The sequence below is a fragment of the Streptococcus sp. LQJ-218 genome, assembly GCF_003428885.1.
Lineage (GTDB): Bacteria > Bacillota > Bacilli > Lactobacillales > Streptococcaceae > Streptococcus.
The window spans coordinates 15,485-41,876 of sequence record NZ_QQRU01000009.1 but is presented as its reverse complement, the minus strand read 5'-3'; the positions used below and the strand labels follow the sequence as shown (position 1 = coordinate 41,876).

Annotated in this window: 24 protein-coding genes and 2 pseudogenes; 23 read left to right on the top strand and 3 right to left on the bottom strand. The window is 41.2% G+C overall.

Annotation, left to right across the window (positions count from 1 at the left end; translation table 11 throughout):
• Window positions 1–17: 17 nt before the first annotated feature.
• Window positions 18–926, bottom strand: a complete 909-nt coding sequence (locus tag D2908_RS08490; protein WP_001222593.1) for a LysR family transcriptional regulator — start codon at window positions 924–926, stop codon at window positions 18–20.
• A 63-nt stretch (window positions 927–989) separates the two neighbouring features.
• On the opposite strand from D2908_RS08490, the gene D2908_RS08485 reads away from it, so the two are divergent.
• The gene (locus D2908_RS08485) at window positions 990–1,259 is read left to right on the top strand and encodes a YqgQ family protein (RefSeq protein ID WP_165847481.1); all 270 of its coding nucleotides are present in this window, start codon (window positions 990–992) and stop codon (window positions 1,257–1,259) included.
• Window positions 1,259–1,642, top strand: a complete 384-nt coding sequence (locus D2908_RS08480) for a rhodanese-like domain-containing protein (protein WP_117306350.1) — start codon at window positions 1,259–1,261, stop codon at window positions 1,640–1,642. The genes D2908_RS08485 and D2908_RS08480 overlap by 1 nt, the downstream gene beginning before the upstream one ends.
• Before the next feature lie 33 nt (window positions 1,643–1,675).
• Here D2908_RS08480 and D2908_RS08475 read toward each other — a convergent pair whose 3' ends face one another.
• Window positions 1,676–2,401: a 16S rRNA pseudouridine(516) synthase gene (locus D2908_RS08475; protein ID WP_117306348.1), complete on the bottom strand. Its 726-nt coding sequence runs from the start codon at window positions 2,399–2,401 to the stop codon at window positions 1,676–1,678.
• Between the two features lie 161 nt (window positions 2,402–2,562).
• On the opposite strand from D2908_RS08475, the gene typA reads away from it, so the two are divergent.
• The 20 genes and pseudogenes from typA to manA all read left to right on the top strand — a co-directional run bounded on the left by typA (window position 2,563) and on the right by manA (window position 24,005).
• Window positions 2,563–4,404, top strand: a complete 1,842-nt coding sequence (gene typA, locus D2908_RS08470; RefSeq protein ID WP_117306346.1) for a translational GTPase TypA — start codon at window positions 2,563–2,565, stop codon at window positions 4,402–4,404.
• A gap of 19 nt (window positions 4,405–4,423) precedes the next feature.
• Window positions 4,424–4,678, top strand: coding sequence for a DUF3165 family protein (locus tag D2908_RS08465; protein ID WP_117306344.1), 255 nt, complete (start codon window positions 4,424–4,426; stop codon window positions 4,676–4,678).
• 263 nt (window positions 4,679–4,941) lie between these two features.
• Window positions 4,942–5,115, top strand: coding sequence for a hypothetical protein (locus tag D2908_RS10165; protein WP_165847480.1), 174 nt, complete (start codon window positions 4,942–4,944; stop codon window positions 5,113–5,115).
• Between the two features lie 78 nt (window positions 5,116–5,193).
• Window positions 5,194–7,214, top strand: a pseudogene (locus D2908_RS08460) (bacteriocin-associated integral membrane family protein).
• 1 nt (window position 7,215) lies between these two features.
• Window positions 7,216–7,857 (top strand): ABC transporter ATP-binding protein, encoded by a 642-nt coding sequence (locus tag D2908_RS08455; RefSeq protein WP_061652866.1) that lies wholly within the window; start codon window positions 7,216–7,218, stop codon window positions 7,855–7,857.
• Between the two features lie 254 nt (window positions 7,858–8,111).
• Window positions 8,112–9,464: a UDP-N-acetylmuramoyl-L-alanine--D-glutamate ligase gene (murD, locus tag D2908_RS08450; RefSeq protein ID WP_117306342.1), complete on the top strand. Its 1,353-nt coding sequence runs from the start codon at window positions 8,112–8,114 to the stop codon at window positions 9,462–9,464.
• A 1-nt stretch (window position 9,465) separates the two neighbouring features.
• On the top strand, window positions 9,466–10,524 hold the full coding sequence (locus D2908_RS08445) for a UDP-N-acetylglucosamine--N-acetylmuramyl-(pentapeptide) pyrophosphoryl-undecaprenol N-acetylglucosamine transferase (RefSeq protein ID WP_117306340.1): 1,059 nt from the start codon (window positions 9,466–9,468) through the stop codon (window positions 10,522–10,524).
• Between the two features lie 9 nt (window positions 10,525–10,533).
• On the top strand, window positions 10,534–11,778 hold the full coding sequence (locus D2908_RS08440) for a cell division protein FtsQ/DivIB (RefSeq protein WP_117306338.1): 1,245 nt from the start codon (window positions 10,534–10,536) through the stop codon (window positions 11,776–11,778).
• Between the two features lie 232 nt (window positions 11,779–12,010).
• On the top strand, window positions 12,011–12,706 hold the full coding sequence (pyrF, locus tag D2908_RS08435; protein WP_117306336.1) for an orotidine-5'-phosphate decarboxylase: 696 nt from the start codon (window positions 12,011–12,013) through the stop codon (window positions 12,704–12,706).
• A gap of 39 nt (window positions 12,707–12,745) precedes the next feature.
• Window positions 12,746–13,378 (top strand): orotate phosphoribosyltransferase, encoded by a 633-nt coding sequence (gene pyrE, locus D2908_RS08430; RefSeq protein WP_117306334.1) that lies wholly within the window; start codon window positions 12,746–12,748, stop codon window positions 13,376–13,378.
• A 338-nt stretch (window positions 13,379–13,716) separates the two neighbouring features.
• A complete protein-coding gene (gene lctO, locus D2908_RS08425; protein WP_038804426.1) occupies window positions 13,717–14,853 on the top strand; it encodes an L-lactate oxidase in 1,137 nt (378 codons plus the stop codon).
• Between the two features lie 168 nt (window positions 14,854–15,021).
• Complete coding sequence (locus D2908_RS08420; protein ID WP_117306463.1) at window positions 15,022–15,417, top strand: CopY/TcrY family copper transport repressor; 396 nt, start codon at window positions 15,022–15,024, stop codon at window positions 15,415–15,417.
• Between the two features lie 10 nt (window positions 15,418–15,427).
• Window positions 15,428–15,799, top strand: a complete 372-nt coding sequence (locus D2908_RS08415; protein WP_117306332.1) for a cupredoxin domain-containing protein — start codon at window positions 15,428–15,430, stop codon at window positions 15,797–15,799.
• A gap of 9 nt (window positions 15,800–15,808) precedes the next feature.
• The gene (locus D2908_RS08410; RefSeq protein ID WP_117306330.1) at window positions 15,809–18,052 is read left to right on the top strand and encodes a heavy metal translocating P-type ATPase; all 2,244 of its coding nucleotides are present in this window, start codon (window positions 15,809–15,811) and stop codon (window positions 18,050–18,052) included.
• Between the two features lie 288 nt (window positions 18,053–18,340).
• Window positions 18,341–20,116, top strand: a complete 1,776-nt coding sequence (gene spxB / locus D2908_RS08405) for a pyruvate oxidase (protein ID WP_117306328.1) — start codon at window positions 18,341–18,343, stop codon at window positions 20,114–20,116.
• A gap of 58 nt (window positions 20,117–20,174) precedes the next feature.
• Window positions 20,175–20,522: a VOC family protein gene (locus D2908_RS08400; protein WP_117306326.1), complete on the top strand. Its 348-nt coding sequence runs from the start codon at window positions 20,175–20,177 to the stop codon at window positions 20,520–20,522.
• Window positions 20,523–20,768: 246 nt separating this feature from the next.
• The gene (locus D2908_RS09965) at window positions 20,769–20,924 is read left to right on the top strand and encodes a hypothetical protein (RefSeq protein ID WP_165847479.1); all 156 of its coding nucleotides are present in this window, start codon (window positions 20,769–20,771) and stop codon (window positions 20,922–20,924) included.
• A gap of 185 nt (window positions 20,925–21,109) precedes the next feature.
• A complete protein-coding gene (locus D2908_RS08395; protein ID WP_001291476.1) occupies window positions 21,110–21,370 on the top strand; it encodes a SemiSWEET family transporter in 261 nt (86 codons plus the stop codon).
• A gap of 130 nt (window positions 21,371–21,500) precedes the next feature.
• Window positions 21,501–22,940: pseudogene (locus D2908_RS08390) on the top strand (6-phospho-beta-glucosidase).
• Between the two features lie 120 nt (window positions 22,941–23,060).
• Complete coding sequence (gene manA / locus D2908_RS08385) at window positions 23,061–24,005, top strand: mannose-6-phosphate isomerase, class I (RefSeq protein ID WP_117306324.1); 945 nt, start codon at window positions 23,061–23,063, stop codon at window positions 24,003–24,005.
• A 42-nt stretch (window positions 24,006–24,047) separates the two neighbouring features.
• On the opposite strand, the gene D2908_RS08380 is transcribed toward manA, so the two are convergent.
• On the bottom strand, window positions 24,048–25,388 hold the full coding sequence (locus D2908_RS08380; protein ID WP_117306322.1) for a sodium-dependent transporter: 1,341 nt from the start codon (window positions 25,386–25,388) through the stop codon (window positions 24,048–24,050).
• A 246-nt stretch (window positions 25,389–25,634) separates the two neighbouring features.
• Here D2908_RS08380 and D2908_RS08375 point away from each other — a divergent pair, with 246 nt between their 5' ends.
• Complete coding sequence (locus tag D2908_RS08375; RefSeq protein WP_117306320.1) at window positions 25,635–26,375, top strand: MerR family transcriptional regulator; 741 nt, start codon at window positions 25,635–25,637, stop codon at window positions 26,373–26,375.
• The last annotated feature ends 17 nt before the right edge of the window (window positions 26,376–26,392 follow it).

Genomic DNA, 26,392 nt, shown 5'->3' with positions numbered 1-26,392 from the left:
TTGGTTCTTATTATTTCTCAACTATCAAACTGGACTTCTTCTAATAGATAGTCGATAAAGCGTTCGCCCATCTTAGATAGACTGGTTTTCTCATGCTGGATATAGACCAGCTCAATGGAGTCATCAATATCCAGTGGGATAGAAACGATATTGTCTCCGTTGAGGTTGCTGTTCAAAATCCCTGTCGCAATGGTGTAACCATCCAAACCAATCAAGAGATTAAAGAGGGTAGCACGGTCACTAACCACAATGGATTTCTTGTGGTGCTCTTGAGAAAGAATCTCCTCTGAAAAGTAGAAGGAGTTGTGAGTTCCTTGATCATAGCTGAGGTAAGGGAAGTTTTCTAAATCAGATAGTTTGACCTTGTCTTTTTTGGCCAGAGGATTGGTCTTGCTGACAAAGATATGGGGCTGGGCTGTGAAGAGATGGTGAGCTAGTAGGTGGTTGTCATCTAGCATCTTGGTCAAAACATCTCGGTTATAACTGTTTAAAAAGAGGACACCGACTTCGCTACGGAAATTCTTGACGTCATCAATAATCTCCCAAGTACGAGTTTCACGAAGGAAGAGCTCATATTTTTCCATATCACTCTTTTTAAGTAACGATACAAAGGCATTGACCACAAAGGCATAGTGTTGAGACGAAACGCTAAAGAGTTCGCGGTGGGCGACAGGATTTTTATAGCGTTCCTCAAGAAGCTGAGTTTGCTCGACAACCTGACGGGCATAAGAGAGAAACTCCATCCCATCACGGGTCAAGGTGATCCCCTTGGGATTGCGGATAAAGATTTCAATGCCCATTTCATTTTCCAAATCTCTTACTGCATTGGAAAGACTAGGCTGAGTGATAAAGAGCTGCTTGGCGGCTTCATTCATGGAGCCTGTTTCGACGATTTTGATAATATAGTGTAATTGTTGAATTCTCATATTTTTATTGTACCATACTTGCATCAGAATCGCCAAAGATGATAGGAAAATCAGGAGCATTGTGTGAGTCTCTTCTTGAAAAAAACACAAAATTTTGTTAGAATGAGTCTTATGAAAACATTCTATGATGTGCAGCAATTCCTCAAACGATTTGGTATTATTGTTTACATGGGAAAACGCTTATATGATATTGAACTGATGAAGTTGGAACTCTCTCGGATTTACGATGCAGGGTTGATGGACAAATTAGACTATCTAGAGGCAGAAGCAGTTCTTCGCAGAGAGCACAAGATAGAATTGGATTATATTGAGAAAAATGGAGAAAAGAACTAATGGTTACTTGGATTTTGTTGGTACTTATATTAGCGATGTTGGCGTGGATGGGCTTTAACTATCTTCGTATTCGCCGTGCGGCTAAAATTGTAGATAATGAGGAGTTTGAAGCCTTGATTCGTACGGGTCAATTGATTGATGTCCGTGAACCAGCAGAATTTCACAGAAAACATATCCTCGGAGCTCGCAATATTCCTTCAAATCAGTTGAAGTCAAGCCTTGCAGCTCTTCGCAAGGATAAACCTGTCCTTCTCTACGAAAACCAACGCGGACAACGAGTGACCAATGTAGCCCTTTACTTAAAAAAACAAGGTTTTTCTGAGATTTATATCCTTTCTTATGGTTTGGATTCTTGGAAAGGGAAAGTCAAAGTTGAGAAATAAGAAAACGAGCTTGGATGTTCCCAAGCTCATTTTTTAACCACTTTTTCTGAGAAAATCACGAATGCTTGTCAGCTCTTCTGAGTTTAGGAGACGATAGTCTCCCTCTTGCAGGTTTTCATCCAAGCTCCAAGGCCCAAAATGAGTACGTTTGAGGGAGGTCACCTTAACACCAACCGAGAGGAACATTTTCTTAACCTGATGAAATTTTCCTTCTGAAATGGTGATAGAGGCTTGACTGAGGGAAGGACTTGCAGAAAGAATCTCTAGTCTTGCAGGTTTACAGACAGTACCATCTAAAAAGACAATTCCCTTTTGAAAGGCTTGGATATGGTCAGGTGTCAGAAATCCATTAACCTCAACTTGATAAGTCTTATCGACATGATATTGGGGATGAAGGAGTTGAAAGCCCAAAGGTCCGTTATCGGTCAAGAGGAGGAGGCCTGTCGTATCTCGGTCCAGTCGGCCGATGGCATAGAGCTTGTCAGACTGGGTGTCAGGTGATAGCAGGTCCATGACGGTTGGAAGTTTCTTGTCTTTGTTGGCTGTCACGATACCGGCAGGCTTATGAAGCATAAGATAGGTGTGCTCATAGCCTTGAATGATTTGGTCCTGAAAAAGGAGTTCCTGTAGTCCTGTATCGATATTTTGAGCTAGGGAGCGGGCTGGGTAACCATCGACTAAAATTTCCCCTTTTAGTAAGGCTTGTTTCATGGCCTTTCGGCTAACTTTTTCTTGGGCTAATAAATTATCTAAACGCATACTGTGCCTATCTTATCATAAGTCGCTTGCTTTGAAAAGGCTTGACGTGAAAAGAAAAGCGGTGTGAAAACATTTACACTTGCTTGAGTTATGTTATTTACCTGAAATTATGGTATAATCGTTCAGTTAGAAAATAAATTTTGAATATTATAGAGGAAATCATGACAAAATTAAGAGAAGATATCCGTAACATTGCGATTATCGCCCACGTTGACCACGGTAAAACAACCCTCGTTGACGAATTATTGAAACAGTCAGAAACGCTTGATGCACGTACTGAATTGGCTGAGCGTGCTATGGACTCAAACGATATCGAAAAAGAGCGTGGAATTACCATCCTTGCTAAAAATACAGCCGTTGCCTACAACGGAACTCGTATCAACATCATGGACACACCAGGACACGCGGACTTCGGTGGAGAAGTTGAACGTATCATGAAAATGGTTGACGGTGTTGTCTTGGTCGTAGATGCCTACGAAGGAACCATGCCACAGACTCGTTTCGTATTGAAAAAAGCTTTGGAACAAGACCTTGTCCCAATCGTGGTTGTTAACAAAATCGACAAACCATCAGCTCGTCCAGCAGAGGTAGTGGACGAAGTCTTGGAACTTTTCATCGAGCTTGGTGCTGATGATGACCAGCTTGACTTCCCAGTGGTATATGCTTCAGCGATCAACGGAACTTCTTCATTGTCAGATGATCCAGCTGACCAAGAAGCGACTATGGCACCAATCTTTGACACGATTATCGACCATATCCCAGCTCCAGTAGATAACTCAGATGAGCCTTTGCAGTTCCAAGTGTCACTTTTGGACTACAACGACTTCGTTGGACGTATCGGTATCGGTCGTGTTTTCCGTGGTACTGTTAAAGTTGGTGACCAAGTTACCCTTTCTAAATTGGATGGTACAACCAAGAACTTCCGTGTTACAAAACTCTTCGGTTTCTTTGGTTTGGAACGTCGTGAAATCCAAGAAGCCAAAGCAGGTGACTTGATTGCCGTTTCAGGTATGGAAGATATCTTTGTCGGTGAAACTATTACTCCGACAGACGCAGTTGAAGCTCTTCCAATCCTACACATCGATGAGCCAACTCTTCAAATGACTTTCTTGGTCAACAACTCACCATTTGCTGGTAAAGAAGGTAAATGGGTGACTTCTCGTAAGGTAGAAGAACGTTTGCAGGCAGAATTGCAAACAGACGTTTCCCTTCGTGTTGACCCAACTGATTCACCAGATAAATGGACAGTTTCAGGTCGTGGAGAATTGCACTTGTCAATCCTTATCGAAACAATGCGTCGTGAGGGTTATGAACTTCAAGTATCTCGTCCAGAAGTTATCGTAAAAGAAATTGACGGTGTGAAATGTGAGCCATTTGAACGTGTTCAAATCGACACTCCAGAAGAATACCAAGGATCTGTTATCCAAAGCCTTTCTGAACGTAAGGGTGAAATGTTGGATATGATTTCAACTGGTAATGGTCAAACTCGCTTGGTCTTCCTTGTGCCAGCGCGTGGTTTGATCGGATACTCAACTGAGTTCTTGTCAATGACTCGTGGTTACGGTATCATGAACCATACTTTCGATCAATACTTGCCATTGATTGCAGGTGAAATTGGTGGACGTCACCGTGGTGCCCTTGTTTCTATTGATGCTGGTAAGGCTACAACTTACTCAATCATGTCTATCGAAGAACGTGGTACGATCTTTGTCAACCCAGGTACTGAGGTTTACGAAGGAATGATTATCGGTGAAAACTCTCGTGAAAATGACTTGACAGTTAATATCACTAAGGCGAAACAAATGACTAACGTTCGTTCAGCTACTAAGGACCAAACAGCTGTTATCAAGACACCTCGTATCTTGACACTTGAAGAGTCTCTTGAGTTCTTGAACGACGATGAGTACATGGAAGTGACGCCTGAGTCTATCCGTTTGCGTAAACAAATCCTTAACAAGGCAGAGCGTGAGAAAGCTAACAAGAAGAAAAAATCAGCCGAATAAGAGCTAGAAAGAGATAAAGATGGTTTATTTAATCATAGGACTCCTCTTATTGCTACTCTATGTATTTGCGACACCAGAAAGCATTAAAGGGACAGTTAATATCGTCCTTGTCGTCCTTGCTTTTGTAGCACTTTTGATTTTGATCATGTTATCTGTCCTGCAAATCCTTCAGCTACCGACAGAATTCTTTATCGCAATCGCCATGCTCTTCTTAGCATACTTTAGCTTGCGAGATATTACCCTCATGTCGGTCCATAAAAGTAAAAGAAGATAAAAAGAGAGTTTCGGCTCTCTTTTTTTGTAGAAATTTTATAATAGTTTAAATTGCCTTTTACTATAACATCATCTCTTTTGCTTGAATAATATGAAGGGGAAAACTGGAATAAAATTCTTTTCCGACATCTATTTCTAAGGGAACTGTAAAATTCTATTACTAATAATATTTTGCTAAAATATGTTGATAAATTATATAGAAAGTGATATACTTAAGTTATAAGAAACCGTTTTCAAAATAAGAAAGGATTAAATTGATACTCAATGAAAATCAAAGAGCAAACTAGGAAACTAGCCGCAGGTTGCTCAAAGCTCTGCTTTGAGGTTGTAGATAGAACTGACGAAGTCAGTCTTATCTACGGCAAGGCGACGTTGACGAGGTTTGAAGAGATTTTTGAAGAGTATTATTGTCTTGTTGCTCAGGGTGTGATGGATTAAACTAGGGAAATAATTCTAAGGATTTATAAAAGAAAAAACTTTTTATATAGAGTTATTCTCTTATACAAGGAGTCTACTATGAAGAAACTATTTATTTGCTTGTCTACTATTTTTCTCAGTTGCTTCTTCATTTGGATTATTATCTTACGTGCCCCTCAGTATCTCTATACTAGTTATGACTCCGTTACCCTGCTACGTTTTAAAAATGGGGCACAAGAGCCGACTCGTGAGGAGTTTGAGCGAGAGTTGGAGAAGTTTGCAAGCTCGGAGCAGAGTTTGATTGCTAGACGGATAGTAGAGCCGAGTAAGGATGGAAGGACCAACTTCACCTATGCGATCTATGGTCAGGGAGGCTTGCCAAAAGAGTTTCAAGCGGCCAGCCAAGAAAGCCGAGAACGGAGCGATCCTCTCAATAGCTACCTTCTCTTATCTGGTTCATTGACCAAGGAAAAATTAGCTGCAAAATTAGATGATTTAGGTTATAAAGCGATTGCAGACCGCAAAACTCCTCCGTATCTTTTAGCTTTTTGGATTGCTTTAAATCCGTTGTTGTTGATTAGTTTAGCTATATTTGGATTAGCTTTCTTTGCTTTAGTGATTATCACTCGGATTAAGGAGATGCGGGCTGCAGGGATTCAGCTCTTTTCAGGACAGACTCTCTTGTCTATTATAGGAAGCGCCTTATACGATGACGTCAAGTGGCTTTGCTTAGCTGGGGGGGATCCCTTATAGTGGGAGGTGCTGTCCTCCTCGGCCAAGGACTCTTTTATCCCGTTCTTTTAGCAACCTTTAGTATCGGAGTGGGGCTTTATCTTCTCTTTTTATTGGGAATTTCGCTCGTACTGAGCCTGCTCTATTTGATGAGCTTGAGCTACAAGGCTTTGGTTCCTGTGTTAAAAGGACGTTTGCCCCTCAAACGTTTGATGACCTTGACCTTGCTATGTCAGTTGGTTGCTGTCTTTACAGTAGGTTATGCAGTCAAGACTGGCTTGACTTCTTACCAGCGTTTACAGGAACTCCAGCTATCCAAGCAAGCTTGGGAAGATCGAGCAGATTATTACCAGATTTCCTTTGGGCTCGGTGATAGAAGAAAAAATGCGGAAAATCAGAGCAAGTGGTATGCCTTTGCCAAGGAAGCAATCGAAGAAGAACAGGCTCTATTTGTAAAGGATAATCTCTTACATTTTGCCAATCCACAAGGAAAAAATGAACAGGGAGAGACACCGGATACCTATAGTCCAGATGCTAATGTTCTCTATGTCAGTCCAAGTTATTTGGACAAGGAAAATGTATCTGTAAATGGTGAGACTAGACAGAAACTAGCCCATCTTCAAAAATGGGAATTTGTACTCTTATTACCAGAATCTCTTCGTTCACAGGAAGCAGAACTTAAGAAAGCTTTTGAAGAAAGATTGAGTGATTATGGAAAATCTGGTGAGGAGGCAAGTGCTCCTTTAGAGTATGAAATGAGAGCGATTGTTAGTTATCTTCCAACTGGAGAAAAGCGGTTTGTTTATAATAACGGTGAGAATCCCGTACCCACTCAGTATTTGACTGATCCGATTTTAGTTGTATTCACGCCGACCTCTACAGGTGATAGTTTTACATCCCTATCTAGTTGGTCTATCAATGCTGGTAAGAATATCTTTGTCAAAGGATATGAAGATGGGATTAAACTCTTGAAAAATGCAGGAATTTATGATCAAGTCTCCTACCTCAAGGAGGGACGAAGTGTTTACCTCGCACGTTACTATGAGGTTCAAACAGAAACTCTAACCCTTATTTTAGGAGCTATTATTGGAATCGCGAGTTCTTTGCTTCTCTTTTATTCTGTCAATCTTCTTTATTTTGAACAATTCCGTCGTGAGATTTTGATTAAACGAATTTCAGGTTTACGATTTTTTGAAACACATGCTCAGTATATGGTTAGTCAATTTGCCAGTTTTGTATTTGGTGCTAGTCTCTTTATTTGGCGTAGTCGGGATGTGGTGATTGGATTGGTAACTTTATCGATCTTCCTCGTTAGTGCTATACTGACTCTCTACCGTCAAGCGCAGAAAGAATCTCGTGTTTCTATGACAATTATGAAAGGAAAATAGGATGATTGAACTAAAGAATATATCTAAAAAATTTGGAAGCCGTCAGCTATTTTCAGATACGAATCTTCATTTTGAAGGTGGGAAAATTTATGCCTTAATCGGTACAAGTGGCTGTGGTAAGACAACACTCTTGAATATGATTGGACGATTAGAGCCATATGACAAAGGACAAATCATCTATGATGGTACTTTTCTTAAGGACATCAAGCCTTCTGTTTTCTTTAGAGATTACTTGGGATACTTATTTCAAGATTTTGGCTTAATTGAAAGCCAAACCGTCAAAGAGAATCTCAATCTGGGTTTAGTTGGTAAAAAGTTGAAAGAAAAAGAGAAAATCTCTTTGATGAAACAAGCTCTAAACTGTGTTAACCTCTCTTATTTAGATTTAAAGCAACCTATCTTTGAATTATCAGGAGGAGAAGCACAACGTGTTGCACTAGCGAAGATAATTTTAAAGGATCCACCTTTGATTCTGGCAGATGAACCAACCGCTTCACTAGACCCCAAAAACTCTGAGGAATTACTTTCTATCCTAGAATCTTTAAAAAATCCGAATCGGACCATTATTATTGCGACCCACAATCCTCTGATTTGGGAGCAAGTGGACCAAGTTATTCGAGTTACCGATTTATCACATAGATGATATGGTAAGATTCATACTCAATGAAAATCAAAAAGCAAACTAGGAAGCTAGCCGCAGGTTGCTCAAAGCATTGCTTTGAGGTTGTGGATAGAACTGACGAAGTCAGTAACATCTATACGGCAAGGCGAAGCTGACGTGGTTTGAAGAGATTTTCGAAGAGTATCAGTTAGAAGAAAGAGTCACAAACACACTTTGTGGCTTTTTTATTTCCATAAAAATGGTAAAATAGTAAGAGTAGAAATGGAGTTCGAGACATGAAAGTAATAGATCAATTTAAAAATAAGAAAGTCCTTGTTTTAGGTTTGGCCAAGTCTGGTGAATCTGCAGCTCGTTTGTTGGACAAGCTAGGTGCTATTGTGACGGTAAATGATGGGAAACCATTCGAGGACAATCCAGCTGCGCAAAGTTTGCTGGAAGAAGGGATCAAGGTTATCACAGGTGGCCATCCTTTGGAACTCCTGGATGAAGAGTTTGCCCTTATGGTGAAAAATCCAGGCATTCCCTACAGCAATCCCATGATTGAAAAGGCTTTGACAAAGGGAATTCCGGTCTTGACTGAGGTGGAATTGGCTTACTTGATTTCAGAAGCACCGATTGTTGGTATTACTGGTTCGAACGGTAAAACAACTACAACGACCATGATTGGGGAAGTTTTGACTGCTGCTGGCCAACATGGTCTCCTATCAGGAAATATTGGCTATCCTGCCAGTCAAGTGGCTCAAACTGCGACAGATAAGGATACGCTTGTCATGGAACTTTCTTCTTTCCAACTCATGGGTGTTCAAGAATTCCATCCAGAGATTGCAGTTATTACCAACCTCATGCCAACTCATATCGATTATCATGGTTCTTTTGAGGAATATGTAGCAGCCAAGTGGAATATCCAGAACAAGATGACAGCGGCTGATTTCCTTGTCTTGAACTTTAACCAAGACTTGGCAAAAGAGTTGGCTACTAAAACACAAGCTACCGTTGTACCATTCTCAACACTTGAAAAGGTTGATGGAGCTTATCTGGAAGATGGTCAACTTTACTTCCGTGGGGAAGTTGTCATGGCAGCTAGCGAAATCGGAGTTCCAGGTAGCCACAATGTAGAAAATGCCCTTGCGACTATTGCTGTAGCCAAGCTTCGTGGTGTGGATAACCAAACCATTAAAGAAACTCTTTCAGCCTTTGGTGGTGTCAAACACCGTCTCCAGTTTGTGGATGAAATTCAGGGTGTCAAATTCTATAATGATAGCAAGTCAACCAATATCTTGGCTACTCAAAAAGCCTTGTCAGGATTTGACAACAGCAAGGTCATTTTGATTGCAGGTGGTTTAGACCGTGGTAATGAGTTTGACGAACTGGTTCCAGATATTACTGGACTCAAGAAAATGGTCATCCTGGGTCAGTCAGCAGAACGTGTCAAACGAGCAGCAGACAAGGCTGGTGTGGCATATGTGGATGCGACTGATATTGCTGATGCAACCCGCAAAGCCTACGAGCTTGCGACTCAAGGAGATGTGGTCCTCCTCAGTCCTGCTAATGCTAGCTGGGATATGTATGCTAACTTTGAAGTACGTGGCGACCTCTTTATCGACACAGTAGCGGAGTTAAAGGAATAATATGAAAAAAATTGTTTTTACAGGTGGGGGGACGGTTGGACATGTCACCCTCAACCTTTTGTTGATGCCTAAGTTTATCGAAGATGGCTGGGAAGTCCACTATATAGGAGACAAGCGTGGTATCGAACACCAAGAAATCCTCAAGTCAGGTCTAGATATCACCTTCCACTCTATTGCGACTGGAAAATTGCGTCGTTATTTCTCTTGGCAAAATATGCTGGACGTCTTTAAAGTTGGATGGGGAATTGTCCAATCGCTCTTTATCATGTTGCGACTTCGTCCACAAGCACTTTTTTCAAAGGGAGGCTTTGTCTCTGTGCCGCCTGTTATCGCAGCACGTGTGTCAGGAGTGCCTGTCTTTATTCACGAATCTGACCTGTCAATGGGCTTGGCAAATAAAATCGCTTATAAATTTGCGACCAAGATGTATTCAACCTTTGAGCAACCTTCAAGTTTGTCTAAGGTCGAGCATGTGGGAGCAGTGACCAAGGTTTCAGATCAAAAAAATTCAGAACCCGATGAATTGGTAGATATTCAAACCCACTTTAATCCCCAATTGCCAACTATATTGTTTGTCGGTGGTTCTGCGGGCGCTCGTGTCTTTAACCAATTGGTGACAGACCATAAGAAAGAGCTGACAGAACACTACAATATTATCAATCTAACTGGAGATTCTAGCCTGAACGAGTTGAGCCAAAATCTTTTTCGTGTTGACTATGTGACCAAACTCTATCAACCCTTGATGGAATTGGCTGATATTGTTGTAACACGAGGTGGCGCCAATACGATTTTTGAGCTCTTGGCCATGGCAAAATTATATGTCATTGTACCGCTTGGGCGTGAAGCTAGTCGTGGTGACCAGATTGAAAATGCGGCTTACTTTGTAAAAAAAGGCTATGCACAAGAGCTTCAAGAAAGTGATTTGACCTTGGATAGTTTGGAAGAGAAGCTTTCTCACTTACTAAGTCACAAGGAAGACTACCAGACTAACATGAAGGCTTCCAAGGAATTGAAATCTCTAGCAGATTTTTATCAATTATTGAAAAAAGATTTATCATAAGGAAAGTAAATGTCAAAAGATAAGAAAAATGAGGACAAAGAAATCCTCGAAGAATTTAAAGAGTTATCAGAATGGCAGAAACGAAACCAAGAATATCTAAAAAAGAAGGCTGAAGAAGAGGCGGCCCTAGCTGAGGAGAAGGAAAAGGAAAGACAAGCTCGAATGGCTTCAAAATCTGAAAAGTCAGATGCAACTGAGGAGCAAGAGAGTGAATCTGATCCAAAAGACTCAGAATCAGCTAAGGAAGACTCTGAAGAAAAAGTAGAAGAGTCAGAAGACGCCAAAAATGAAGTAGCCAAAGAAGAGCCAAAGTCCAAAGAACCAAAGAAACAGGATAAAAAAATTGAGAAAAAGCCTGCAAAGAAGGAACCGGCTAAACCAAAAATTCCAGTAGTTCATATCTGGAGGGCTATCTCGATTTTGTTTATCAGTCTGATTTTATTGATTGTCTCTGCCTACTTGCTCAGTCCTTATGCGACCATGAAGGATATTCAAGTTGAGGGAGCAGTGCAAACTACAGCTGATGATATTCGACAGGCTTCAGGTATTCAGGATTCGGATTATACGATTAGCCTTCTGCTAGATAAGGCAAAATATGAAGAGCAGATCAAGTCTAACTATTGGGTTGAATCAGCTCAGCTTGTCTATCATTTTCCAACCAAGTTTACTATCAAGGTCAAGGAATACGATATAGTCGCCTACTATGTTTCTGGAGAAAATCATTATCCTATTCTTTCCAGTGGTCAGCTTGAGACCAGTGCGGTAAGTTTGGTGAGTCTGCCAGAAACTTATATATCCGTTCTCTTTAATGACAGCGAACAAATCAAGACCTTTACCTCAGAGCTTTCTCAAATTAGTCCAGAACTCAAGGCGGCTATCCAAAAGGTGGAATTAGCCCCAAGCAATGTGACTTCAGATTTAATTCGATTGACCATGAATGATTCGGACGAAGTCTTGGTTCCCCTGTCTGAAATGAGCAAGAAATTGCCTTATTATAGTAAGATTAAGCCTCAATTGTCAGAGCCGAGTGTAATTGACATGGAAGTTGGAATTTACAGTTACACAGTGGCGGATAAATTAATTTTGGAGGCTGAGGAAAAAGCCAAACAAGAGGCTAAGGAAGCTGAGAAGAAACAAAAAGAGGAAGAGAAGAAAAGGCTAGAAGAACAGCAGAATAAACTGGAAGAGAAAAAGAAAAAGCTGGAGGAAGAGAGCAATCAAAACCAAACGACCCGACGTTCATCACGTCGCTAAGTTTATCTCTTCTCTCATAGTTCTTTAGTGACCATGTTTTTACTTGACAAGTGCTAGTAGAAATAATAGAATAGTAAAAAACCTTTAAAGCAGTCCAGAGAGGCAGCTAAGGTTAGACGGTGAAAGGGTGGAGACTACCCATTTTTCGTGGAACCTTGCTGTTGGCAGGTTCCTTTTTTTGTAGTTATTTTGAAGGAAGCTGGACTGATAAGAAAGATAAAAGGAGAAACACATGCGTGAAAGTCGCCCGGTCATAGCTCTGGATTTTCCAAGTTTTGAGGAAGCCAAGGAGTTTTTAGCCCTATTTCCAGCAGATGAAAAGCTTTATGTCAAAGTAGGAATGGAGATCTACTATGCTGTAGGACCTGAAGTTGTCAGCTATTTGAAATCATTAGGGCACAGTGTCTTTTTGGATCTCAAGTTGCATGACATTCCTAATACAGTCAAATCAGCTATGAAGGTTCTATCTCAGCTTGGTGTGGATATGACCAATGTTCATGCGGCTGGGGGTGTAGAGATGATGAAGGCTGCGCGTGAAGGTCTTGGAAATCAAGCAAAATTGATCGCAGTCACTCAGCTCACATCAACATCAGAAGCTCAGATGCAGGAGTTTCAAAATATCCAAACCAGCCTGCAAGAATCTGTGATTCATTATGCCAAGAAGACAGCTGAAGCTGGTCTAGATGGAGTCGTTTGCTCGGCTCAGGAAGTACAAGTCATCAAGCAGGCCACCAATCCAGATTTTATCTGTTTGACACCGGGCATTCGTCCTGCAGGTGCTGCAGTAGGAGATCAAAAACGCGTCATGACACCTGTTGATGCCTATCAAATTGGTAGTGACTATATCGTAGTGGGACGTCCCATTACCCAGGCTGAGTATCCTGTTGCAGCTTATCATGCTATCAAGGATGAATGGAACCAAGACTAGAATTAAAGAAATAGATTAGAAAAACAAAAGGAGAAGACCATGACACTTGCTAAAGATATTGCTAGCCACCTCTTGAAAATTCAAGCCGTTTACCTCAAACCAGAGGAGCCTTTCACTTGGGCATCTGGTATCAAGTCACCCATTTACACAGATAACCGTGTGACGCTTGCCTATCCAGAAACTCGTACCTTAATTGAAAATGGCTTTGTGGAAGCTATCAAAGAAGCCTTTCCTGAGGTTGAAGTGATTGCAGGAACTGCAACAGCAGGGATTCCTCACGGAGCTATTATTGCTGACAAGATGAACTTGCCATTTGCCTACATCCGTAGCAAACCAAAAGACCACGGTGCTGGTAATCAAATCGAAGGCCGTGTAGCCCAAGGACAAAAGATGGTCGTTGTTGAAGATTTGATTTCAACTGGTGGTTCTGTTCTTGAAGCCGTAGCCGCAGCTAAGCGAGAAGGAGCAGATGTGCTTGGAGTTGTAGCGATTTTCAGTTACCAATTGCCAAAAGCAGACAAGAACTTTGCAGATGCTGGTGTCAAACTTGTGACACTTTCGAACTACAGCGAGCTTATCCATTTAGCCCAAGAAGAAGGTTACATCACGCCAGAAGGGCTCGACCTTCTAAAACGCTTTAAAGAAGACCAAGAGAATTGGCAAAATGCTTAAAACATAGAAAATCAGGTAGTCACTAGGGTTGCCTGATTTTGTTTTTATAGTGTATTGAATCTAGAATAGTACGATGTATCTGCTGAAATTTTTCTAGAAATTAATTTGACTTTTCTAATCGATTTGTTTGCAACTTATTTCAATCTACTATATTACTAGAAAATGAAAGGATTATTTGAATTTCTATAACTTAAGAAAGTTTATCATTTTTAATTATCCCTGTAAAATGATTGAAAGTATGAAATTCCTAAACAAAATATTTGAAAAATTTTGAAAAAAGAGTTAAGTTATTTCTGTAATATACAAAGTAAACGCTTACTTATCAAGGAGGACAGTTTATGTCATACAAAACAAGCAATGCAGAAGGACCTGTAGATTTTATTAACACTTATGATTTGGAGCCAATGGCGCAACAAGTTATTCCTAAAGCAGCATTTGGCTATATCGCTAGTGGAGCAGAGGATACTTTCACTTTACGTGAGAATATTCGTGCCTTTAACCACAAACTCATCGTTCCACATACGCTTTGTAATGTTGAAAATCCAAGTACAGAGATTGAATTTGCAGGTGAAAAATTGTCTTCACCAATCATTATGGCGCCTGTTGCGGCTCATAAATTAGCAAATGAACAGGGTGAAGTGGCTACTGCGCGTGGTGTGCATGAGTTTGGTTCTCTTTATACAACCAGCTCTTACTCTACTGTAGACCTTCCAGAAATTACAGAGGCCCTTCAAGGGACACCTCACTGGTTCCAATTTTACTTTAGTAAAGATGACGGTATCAACCGCCACATCATGGACCGTGTGAAGGCTGAAGGCTACAAAGCGATTGTCTTGACTGCAGATGCAACTGTAGGGGGCAATCGTGAGGTTGATAAGCGTAATGGTTTTGTCTTCCCAGTTGGTATGCCGATTGTTGAAGAATACCTGCCAGAAGGTGCTGGTAAATCAATGGACTTTGTTTACAAATCAGCTAAGCAACGCTTGTCCCCACGTGACGTAGAATTTATCGCTGAATATTCAGGACTTCCTGTGTATGTCAAGGGACCACAATGCCGTGAGGACGTTGAACGTTCGCTTGCTGCGGGAGCTTCTGGTATCTGGGTAACCAACCACGGTGGCCGCCAAATCGACGGCGGACCAGCTGCCTTTGACTCACTTCAAGAAGTAGCAGAAGCAGTTGATAAACGTGTGCCAATTGTCTTTGACTCAGGTGTTCGTCGTGGTCAACATGTCTTTAAAGCCTTGGCTTCAGGAGCAGACTTGGTAGCTATTGGTCGCCCTGTCATTTATGGACTGGCTCTCGGCGGTAGTGTTGGTGTGCGTCAAGTCTTTGAACACTTGAATGCAGAATTGAAGACAGTCATGCAGTTATCTGGAACTCAGACAATTGAAGATGTCAAACACTTCAAACTCCGTCACAATCCATACAACCCAACCTTCCCAGTTGATCCTCGTGACTTAAAATTGTATTGATAAAACAGATTGCCTCCACAGAATGTGGAGGTTTTTGTTTGTATTTTAATCACTTTTGTAATGAAAATTGAAAAATGAAAAAAATTCGATTTTCATAGTTGACAAATGTAGATTTTGGGAGTATACTAATAACTGTAATTGACAAATGTAGATTTAGGAGGTGTGATGATGCAGATTTCAGATGCAGAATGGCAGGTTATGAAGATTATTTGGATGCAAGGGGAGCAGACCAGTACGGATTTGATTAGGGTTCTGGCGGAGCGGTTCGACTGGTCCAAGTCGACCATTCAGACTCTTTTGGCTCGTTTGGTTGAGAAAGAGTGTTTGACTCGGAAAAGAGAAGGCAAGTCCTTTGTTTATTCAGCCCTTTTAACTTTGGACCAAAGTCAAGACTTGCTTGTCCAAGATATCAAGGACAAGGTTTGTTCTCGTAGGATTAAGAACTTGCTGGCTGATTTGATTGCTGAATGTGATTTTACTCAGGCTGACTTGGAAGATTTGGAAGCTGTGATTTCAGAGAAGAAATCAAGCGCTGTAACAGAAGTAAAATGTAATTGTATGTAAAGGAGACGTTATGTTAAATAGTATTGTAACCATTGTTTGTATTGCTCTTATCGCCTTTATCTTGTTTTGGTTTTTCAAAAAGCCTGAAAAATCTGGACAAAAGGCCCAGCAAAAAAACGGCTACCAAGAGATTCGAGTGGAGGTCATGGGAGGCTATACGCCTGAGTTGATTATCCTCAAGAAATCAGTGCCAGCCCGCATTGTCTTTGACCGTAAGGACCCCTCACCCTGTCTGGACCAAATTGTTTTTCCAGATTTTGGTGTCCATGCGGACCTGCCAATGAAGGAAGAGTATGTAGTGGAAATCACGCCTGAGCAGGCTGGAGAATATGGTTTCTCTTGTGGCATGAATATGATGCACGGTAAGATGATTGTAGAATAGGAGAATAATATGACTGAAATTGAAAAAGCAAGCCTAGAAAACGGCATTCAAAAAATCCGTATCACGGCAGACAAAGGCTACCATCCAGCCCACATTCAACTGCAAAAAGGAGTTCCTGCTGAGATCACCTTTCATCGCGTTACTCCTTCAAACTGTTATAAGGAAATTCTGTTTGAAGAAGAAGGTATCTTGGAACCAATCGGCGTAGATGAGGAGAAAGTCATTCGTTTTACACCTCAAGAATTAGGTCAACATGAATTTTCTTGTGGCATGAAGATGCAAAAAGGAAGCTATACAGTCGTTGAGAAGACTAGAAAATCCCTATCACTTTTACAGCGTTTTTGGATTACTAGTATCTTTACTGTGCCTCTTGTGATTCTCATGATTGGGATGATGACAGGAAGCATTAGTCACCAAGTCATGCGTTGGGGCACCTTTTTAGCCACAACACCGATTATGTTGGTGGCAGGTGGTCCTTATGCCCAGAGCGCTTGGGCCAGCTTTAAAAAGCACAATGCCAATATGGATACCTTGGTTGCGCTAGGCACTCTAGTGGCCTATTTCTATAGCCTAGTTGCCCTCTTTACCGGTCTTCCTGTTTACTTCGAAAGTGCTGGATTTATCCTCTTCTTCGTTCTTTTAGGAGCCGTTTTTGAGGAGAAAATGCGGAAAAATACATCCCAAGCTGTGGAGAAATTACTTGACTTGCAGGCTAAAACAGCAGAAGTCTTGCGTGATGAAAGCTATGTCCAAGTTCCTTTGGAACAAGTCAAGGTAGGCGACCAGATTCGAGTGCGTCCAGGTGAGAAGATTGCGGTTGATGGTGTCGTAGTGGAAGGTATTTCTAGTATTGATGAGTCTATGGTGACAGGTGAGAGCCTACCTGTGGACAAGACAGTTGGAGATACTGTGATTGGCTCAACCATCAATAATAGTGGAACACTTGTTTTTAGAGCAGAAAAAGTTGGTTCAGAGACTGTTTTGGCTCAGATTGTGGATTTTGTGAAGAAAGCTCAAACCAGTCGTGCGCCGATTCAGGACTTGACGGATAAGATTTCAGGGATTTTTGTCCCAGCAGTTGTCATTTTAGGAATTGTGACCTTTTGGGTTTGGTTTGTCTTGCTCAGAGATAGTGTAGTTGTGCTTGGAGCTAGCTTTGTGTCCTCTCTTCTCTATGCGGTGGCGGTTTTGATTATTGCCTGCCCTTGTGCCTTAGGTCTTGCAACACCGACAGCCCTTATGGTAGGGACAGGACGCAGTGCCAAGATGGGAGTTCTCCTCAAAAACGGAACGGTTCTACAGGAAATCCAGAAAGTCCAAACGATTGTCTTTGATAAGACCGGGACTTTGACAGAAGGAAAACCAGTGGTCACAGATATCATCGGAGACGAAGTAGAAGTGCTTGGATTGGCAGCTTCCTTGGAAGAAGCTTCTCAACACCCATTGGCTGAAGCCATTGTCAAGCGAGCGACTGAAACTGGACTTGAGCTTCACACTGTTGAAAATTTCCAAGCCTTGCACGGAAAAGGTGTTTCAGGACAAATCAATGGAAAACAAGTTCTACTCGGAAATGCTAAAATGCTGGATGGCATGAACATTTCTAGCACTTATCAAGAAAAACTAGAACAACTAGAAAAAGAAGCTAAGACAGTTGTTTTCTTGGCTGTTGACAATGAAATCAAAGGCTTGCTTGCTTTGCAAGATATTCCTAAGGAAAATGCTAAGCTTGCGATCAGTGAGCTAAAAAAACGTGGTCTTAAAACAGTCATGCTGACAGGAGATAATGCAGGTGTAGCGCGTGCTATTGCAAATCAAATCGGAATCGAGGAGGTTATTGCAGGCGTCTTGCCAGAAGAAAAAGCTCATGAAATCCATAAACTACAATCAGCTGGCAAAGTAGCCTTTGTTGGTGATGGCATCAACGACGCTCCTGCCCTCAGTGTAGCAGATGTGGGGATTGCTATGGGAGCTGGAACAGATATCGCCATCGAGTCAGCAGATTTGGTGTTGACAACTAATAACCTCCTAGGTGTGGTACGTGCCTTTGACATGAGTAAGAAGACCTTTAATCGTATTCTGCTCAATCTTTTCTGGGCCTTTATCTACAATGTTGTCGGAATTCCGATTGCAGCAGGACTATTTTCAGGTGTTGGACTAGCTCTCAACCCAGAACTGGCAGGTCTAGCCATGGCCTTTAGTTCTGTATCTGTTCTGACTAGTTCCCTTCTCTTAAACTTTAGTAAAATAGATTAAAAAGCGGGCTTGCTCGCTTTTTATACTCTTTTAAAATCGCTTCAAACCACATCGGCTTTACCTGCAATCTCAAAGCTGTGCTTTGATTTTCATTGAGTATTATAAAACAGAATTTAAAAACATTTTCAAACTGTACTGTAATAGAGAATAAAAACTTCTGAGCAGATTCTTAGTAAAGTCGAACGAAATGTGATAAATTAGTAGAGTAAAAATTTACTGAAACGTTTTCAAAAACTATATGAAACCTTTTTCAGTAGATTTAAAAATATTTGAAGGAGAGTTATCATTATGACTCAAGGAAAAATTACTGCATCTGCAGCAATGCTTAACGTATTGAAAACATGGGGTGTAGATACAATCTACGGTATCCCATCAGGAACACTCAGCTCATTGATGGACGCTTTGGCTGAAGATAAAGATATCCGCTTCTTGCAAGTTCGCCACGAAGAAACAGGTGCTCTTGCAGCGGTTATGCAAGCTAAATTCGGCGGTTCTATCGGTGTTGCAGTTGGTTCAGGTGGTCCAGGTGCGACTCACTTGATTAACGGTGTTTACGATGCAGCTATGGATAACACTCCATTCCTAGCAATCCTTGGATCACGTCCAGTTAACGAACTCAACATGGATGCCTTCCAAGAACTTAACCAAAACCCAATGTACAACGGTATCGCTGTTTACAACAAACGTGTAGCTTACGCTGAGCAATTGCCAAAAGTGATTGACGAAGCTTGTCGTGCTGCAGTTTCTAAAAAAGGTCCAGCTGTTGTTGAAATTCCAGTAAACTTTGGTTTCCAAGAAATCGACGAAAACTCATACTACGGATCAGGTTCATACGAGCGTTCATTCATCGCTCCTGCCTTGAACGAAGTTGAAATCGACAAAGCTGTTGAAATCTTGAACAATGCTGAACGTCCAGTTATCTATGCTGGTTACGGTGGTGTGAAAGCTGGTGAAGTGATCACTGAATTGTCACGTAAAATCAAAGCACCAATCATCACAACTGGTAAAAACTTTGAAGCCTTTGAATGGAACTATGAAGGTTTGACAGGTTCTGCTTACCGTGTTGGTTGGAAACCAGCCAACGAAGTGGTCTTTGAAGCAGACACAGTTCTTTTCCTTGGCTCAAACTTCCCATTTGCTGAAGTTTACGAAGCATTCAAGAACACTGAAAAATTCATCCAAGTCGATATCGACCCTTACAAACTTGCTAAACGTCATGCCCTTGACGCTTCAATCCTTGGTGACGCAGGTCAAGCAGCCAAAGCTATCCTTGACAAAGTGAATCCAGTTGAATCAACTCCATGGTGGCGTGCAAACGTTAAGAACAACCAAAACTGGCGTGATTACATGAACAAACTCGAAGGTAAAACTGAGGGTGAATTGCAATTGTACCAAGTTTACAATGCAATCAACAAACATGCTGATCAAGACGCTATCTACTCAATCGACGTAGGTGACACTACTCAAACATCTACTCGTCACCTTCACATGACACCTAAGAACATGTGGCGTACATCTCCACTCTTTGCGACAATGGGTATTGCCCTTCCTGGTGGTATTGCTGCTAAGAAAGACAATCCAGATCGCCAAGTATGGAACATCATGGGTGACGGTGCATTCAACATGTGCTACCCAGACGTTATCACAAACGTTCAATATGACCTTCCAGTTATCAACGTTGTCTTCTCAAATGGTAAATATGCCTTCATCAAGGACAAATACGAAGACACAAACAAACACTTGTTTGGTTGTGACTTCACAAACGCTGACTACGCGAAAATTGCTGAAGCGCAAGGTGCTGTAGGATTTACAGTTGACCGTATCGAAGACATCGATGCAGTTGTTGCAGAAGCTGTTAAATTGAACAAAGAAGGTAAAACTGTTGTGATCGATGCTCACATCACTCCACACCGTCCACTTCCAGTAGAAGTACTTGAGTTGGATCCAAAACAACACTCAGAAGAAGCTATCAAAGCCTTCAAGGAAAAATACGAAGCTGAAGAGCTTGTACCATTCCGTCTCTTCTTGGAAGAAGAAGGATTGCAATCACGCGCAATTAAATAATTCCTTTGTGGAACTTAAAAAGATCGGAGCAATCCGGTCTTTTTATGGAGGATAGTAAATGAATTTAAATCAATTAGATATTATCGTTTCAAATGTTCCCCAAGTCTGTGCTGACCTGGAGCGTATTTTGGATAAAAAGTCCGATTATGTTGATGACGGTTTTGCTCAGTTCACGATTGGCAGTCACTGTCTCTTGTTGTCCCAAAATCATTTGATTCCTTTGGAAAATTTTCAGTCAGGAATCATTCTTCATATCGAGGTTGAGGATGTAGACCAGAACTGCAAACGTTTAAAAGATATCGGTGTCGAAATTTTACACGGTCCTTGTGAAACGGATTGGGGAACAGAGTCCTTATTAGTTAAAGGGCCTGCTGGTTTAGTGATTGATTTTTATCGTATGAAATAAGGAGCTCAGTCATTTGACGTTAACCTTAATGATTCTTAAAACAGTATATGAGAATATGGACTATTGAAAGATCGGAGCAATCCGGTCTTTTTAATATAAAGCAATTGCATATAAATAGTTGACAGCGCTTTCTTAAAACTTTATAATAAAAATATAATAATAGAAACTATAACTGATATGGAAAGGAGAAACATTTTTTACATAGCTGTAGCAAGTAGATTTTCTTATTTCATTAGGAGGAAAGAGATGAAAAAAAAGGATGTTTATCTAATCTGTTTGACCATGATTATCTGTTCAGTTATTATAGGACTAATTATAGGAAGTTTTATTTTGCATGGTCTTGAAGATATTGCAGCAATAATTAACCATGGCTTACTGACGATTAATCAATCCATTAATTGACAAAAGCTATTCATTTTTACATTTTATGAATCAAACAGATCGGAGCAATCCGGTCTTTTTCTGTTTCCTCTTTCTTATCACAAGATTGTGAGAGTTTACATCTTCATAACAAAAGCTTCAAAGTCTTGATTGTTTTGAAAAAAGATTATAAAATATGATTCATAAAAAATGAAAGAGGTTTGAAAATGTCTGAAAAACAAATGAAAGTTTTGGGTTGGGTAGCGACCTTCATGTCTGTTATGATGTACGTATCTTACTTCCCACAAATTATGAACAACCTGGCTGGTCAAAAAGGGAATTTTATCCAGCCCTTGGTTGCAGCCATCAACTGTAGTCTCTGGGTTTACTACGGTCTTTTCAAGAAGGAAAGAGATATTCCCCTTGCTGCTGCCAATGCACCAGGTATTGTCTTTGGTCTAGTAACGGCTATCACAGCTTTGATTTAAAAAGAAGACTGATTTCAGTCTTTTTTCGTATATATAAAAGCAAGCTCAGCCCCGTCATTACCCAGATAGTTCCAAACTTTTTGTCCCCTTTTTAGTATAATAGAACTATCAAATTAAGTGAGGTAAAGTGATGACAGAAAGACTACAATTTCCAAAGGGTTTCCTCTGAGGCGGTGCTACAGCAGCTAATCAATGTGAGGGGGCTTATAATATAGATGGGCGTGGATTGGCCAACGTGGATGTGGTCCCCATTGGTCCAGATCGTGAAGCCATTATCACTGGTCAGAAAAAGATGTTTTCGTTTGAGGAGGGCTATTTTTACCCAGCAAAAGAAGCCATTGATATGTACCATCATTGCAAGGAAGATATTGGCCTTTTTGCGGAGATGGGCTTTAAAACCTATCGGCTTTCCATTGCTTGGACTCGGATTTTTCCTAAGGGCGACGAAAGCGAGCCAAATGAAGCTGGCCTAGCCTTTTATGAAGACTTATTTAAGGAGTGCCACAAGTATGGGATCCAACCTCTGGTGACTATCACCCATTTTGACTGCTCCATGCACTTAATTGAAGAATACGGTGGATGGCGCAATCGTCGTATGTTGGACTTCTATGAGAATCTCTGTCGCATACTCTTTATCCGTTACAAGGGCTTGGTCAAGTACTGGCTAACATTTAATGAAATTAATATGATTCTTCATGCTCCCTTTATGGGAGCTGGTCTCTATTTTGAAGAAGGTGAAAATCAAGAACAAGTCAAATACCAAGCAGCTCACCATGAGCTGGTAGCTTCAGCTCTGGCGACTAAGCTTGCCCATGAAATTGACCCAGAAAACAAGGTTGGATGTATGTTGGCAGCAGGGCAGTATTATCCTAACACAGCCCATCCAAGAGACTACTGGGTTGCTATGGAGGAAGACCGCAAGAGTTACTTCTTCATTGATGTTCAAGCGCGTGGGGAATACCCAAATTATGCCAAGAAGCAGTGGGAGCGTGAGGGGATTGAGATTCAGATGACAGCAGAGGATCTAGACTTGTTGAAGAATTACACTGTTGACTTTGTTTCCTTCTCTTACTATGCGAGTCGAGTGGCCTCAGGGGATCCAAAAGTTAAAGAATTAACAGCTGGAAATGTCTTTGCCTCTCTCAAAAATCCCTATCTTGAATCCTCAGAATGGGGATGGCAGATTGACCCACTGGGGCTTCGTATCACCCTCAATGCCATCTGGGATCGTTACCAAAAGCCTATGTTTATCGTAGAAAATGGTCTCGGTGCTATGGATACACCAGATGAGAATGGTTATGTAGCAGATGACTATCGGATTTTTTATCTAGAGGCCCACATCAAGGCTATGCGAGATGCTATTTATCAAGATGGGGTAGATTTGCTTGGTTATACAACTTGGGGTTGTATCGATCTGGTTTCAGCTGGAACAGGCGAAATGAACAAGCGCTATGGCTTTATCTATGTGGATCGTGATAATGCTGGTCATGGAACTCTCAAACGTAGCAAGAAGAAGTCCTTCTACTGGTACAAGGATGTCATTGCCAGCAATGGTGCAAGTATTGAGTAGAGCACATTTGTTCACTATTTTTACAAAATCTTCTCCCTACTTTATAAGATAGGAAAAAGAGTTCAATTCGAACTCTTTTTTTGCTATAATGAGGGGAGAAAAATCAGACAGGAGATCAAGATGTCAGAACCATTATTTTTAAATTCTGTAATGCAAGAAAAAATCTGGGGTGGGACTAAGCTACGTGATGAGTTTGGCTACGACATTCCAAATGAAAAAATCGGAGAATATTGGGCGATCTCAGCTCATCCAAATGGAGTGTCTAAGGTAGCCAATGGCCACTATCAAGGAACAGACCTCGCTACTTTATATGCGGAACACCGTGAGTTGTTTGGCAACCGTCCAGAGCCAGTATTTCCACTTTTGACCAAAATCCTTGATGCCAATGACTGGCTCAGTGTTCAAGTTCATCCAGACGATACTTATGGACTAGAGCATGAGGGCGAACTCGGAAAAACTGAATGCTGGTACATCATCGCCGCAGATGAAGGTTCTGAGATTATCTATGGCCACAATGCCAAGTCTAAGGAAGAACTCCGCCAGCAAATTGAAGACAAGAACTGGGATGCCTTGCTGACCAAAGTCCCTGTTAAGGCTGGAGATTTCTTCTATGTACCAAGTGGGACTATGCACGCCATCGGTGCGGGAATCTTGATCCTTGAAACGCAACAGTCTAGTGATACAACCTACCGTGTCTATGACTTTGACCGCAAGGATGATAATGGCAACTTGCGCGAGCTTCATCTTGAAAAATCCATCGATGTTTTAAATATCGGTGAGCCTGCAAATAGCCGTCCTGTGACTGTCAAAGCAGATGATTTGCGTTCAACTTTACTTGTCTCTAATGATTTCTTTGCAGTTTACAAGTGGGAAATTACTGGAAAAGTTGACTTCGAAAAGACAGCTGACTACAGCTTATTGAGTGTCTTGGCTGGTCAAGGTCAGCTCATTGTAGACGGTAAGGAATATTCAATCCAAAAAGGTAGCCACTTTATCTTGCCAAGTGATGTTGATGCTTGGACTCTGGAAGGGCAAGATTTGGAATTGATTGTTAGCCATCCATAAAAAGAAAGGGCCTGAGTTCATTACTCAAGTCCTTTTTTGTATTTACATAAATTGGGCAATAAAGACCACGATGATGATGATTGGAATGATGAAACGAAGAAGGAAGAGCCAGACTTGGAAAAATCCTTGTTTCCACGGTGTTTCATCAAGATGGAGTTCCTCCATAGCAAGAGCCTTTTTAAAGATATAGCCTGTAAAAAGAGACAAGCAGAGAGCACCAAAAGGCATGAGAAGGTTGGAAACCAAGAAATCCATAGCATCAAAGAAGGTTTTCCCAAAGATTTGAACATCCGCCATGACACCGTAAGATAGGGCCGAAGGGATACCAAAGATAAAGGTCAAGATACCTAAAATAAGACTCCATTTATTACGTTTTTCGTTATCTTGGTCTGTGATATTTCCAACATTAATTTCCAGCATCACGACAGAAGAAGTAATCGTCGCAAAGAGGAAGAGCAAGAGGAAGAGGATGTAGAAAATGGTTCCAAAAGGCATCTTGTCAAAGAGTTGGGGCAAGACGATAAAGAGGAGACTCGGACCACCTTCAGACTGGATATTAAATGCTGACATAGCTGGAAAAATAGCGAGTCCTGCCATGATTGATACAGAAATGTTCATGGCAACGATAGACATACCTGATTGGACCAGATTGGTTTTCTTATCTAGGTAAGAAGCATAGGTCAACATGGCCGTAACACCGAGCGATAATGCAAAGAAAGATTGCCCCAGAGCATAGAGGAGGCCAGCACTGGTCAGTTTTGAAAAGTCAGGTTTGAGGAAGTATACGACACCTTCCATAGCATTTGGCAAGCTAAGAGAGCGCCCGATAATAATGACAAAGATGATAAAGAGGAGGGGCATCATAACTTTCGATGCTCTTTCAATTCCTTTTTGGACTCCCTTAGATACAATAAAGATGTTTAGGAAGATAAAAAGAGCTTGAGACCCAAGGGCAATCCAAGGATTTGAAATAATATCTGTGAAGAGCTGGGCATAATCACTGCTAATCCCAACTTGGAAGGCTTTAGCAATAGCGATACCTAGATAAACTAAAACCCATCCCCCGATAACACTGTAGAAAGATAAGAGGATGAAAAGGGCAAAGGCACCAATCCAACCGATAAAGTTGTAGTTCTTGTTATCACCTAATTTTCCAAAGGTTTTGATTGCTGACACGCCCGCACTTCGACCAAGAGCAAACTCAGCAAGTAAAAGTGGAAAACCAATTAAAATTGTTGAGATGAGAAAGACCAGTAAAAAGCCTCCCCCACCGTTGGCGGCAGTCATGTAAGGGAACTTCCAAACGGCTCCAAGACCAATAGCAGAACCAGCAGAGGCAAGGATAAAGCCAAGTTTTGAGCCCCATTGCGATTTTTCAGACATAGTTAAACTCCTAAAATTAGTGTTCCAAAAGAAAAAGCCACTGCCCTTGGCAAATAGCCTCATCAGTACTCAAAATGAGCCTTCCTTTTGATTGATAGACTTGACTATCCTATCATGTTTTCTAAGGTCTGTCAAGAAAACCATTTTCAGGCTTTTAGCCCCTTCTCAAAAAGTTTAAAGATTTAGCAAAAACGCTTGACTTTGACCTAAGGGGAGGGGTTATACTATTAGTGTAAGGAGGAAATCATGTACCATATAAAAGAAGCTGCGCAGCTTTCGGGTGTCTCTGTCAAGACCCTGTACCACTACGATAAGATAGGACTTTTGGTTCCTTTAAAATCGGAAAATGGCTATCGAACCTACAGTCAGGAGGATTTAGAACGCCTTCAGGTTATTCTTTACTATAAATATCTAGGCTTTTCTTTAGAAAAAATAGCAGAGCTGTTAAAGGAAGAAAGGACAGATTTATTGCCCCATTTGACCAGACAGTTGGACTATCTAACTCGAGAAAGGCAACATCTGGATACCTTGATTTCCACCTTGCAAAAAACCATTCAAGAACAAAAAGGAGAAAGAAAAATGACCATTGAGGAAAAATTCACTGGATTTAGTTATCAAGACCATCAGAAATACCACCAAGAGGCGGTAGAGAAATATGGACAAGAAGTCATGGGAGAAGCGCTCGAGCGCCAAAAAGGCCGCGAAGATGAGGCTACGGCTGCCTTCAATCAAGTCTTTCAAACATTGGCACAAAATCTTCAAGCTGGTCTACCGATAACAGCGTCTGAAAACCAAGAAGAAGCAGGCAAACTCTTGCAAGCCATTCGCACTTATGGATTTGACTGCTCTATTGAAGTCTTCGGACATATCGGTAAAGGATACGTCTACAACCCTGAGTTTAAGGAGAACATTGACAAATTTGGACCTGGTACAGCCCAGTACACATCAGATGTCATTGCGGCTTACGTTCAGACACAGACAAAATAAAAATCAGCGGAGTTACC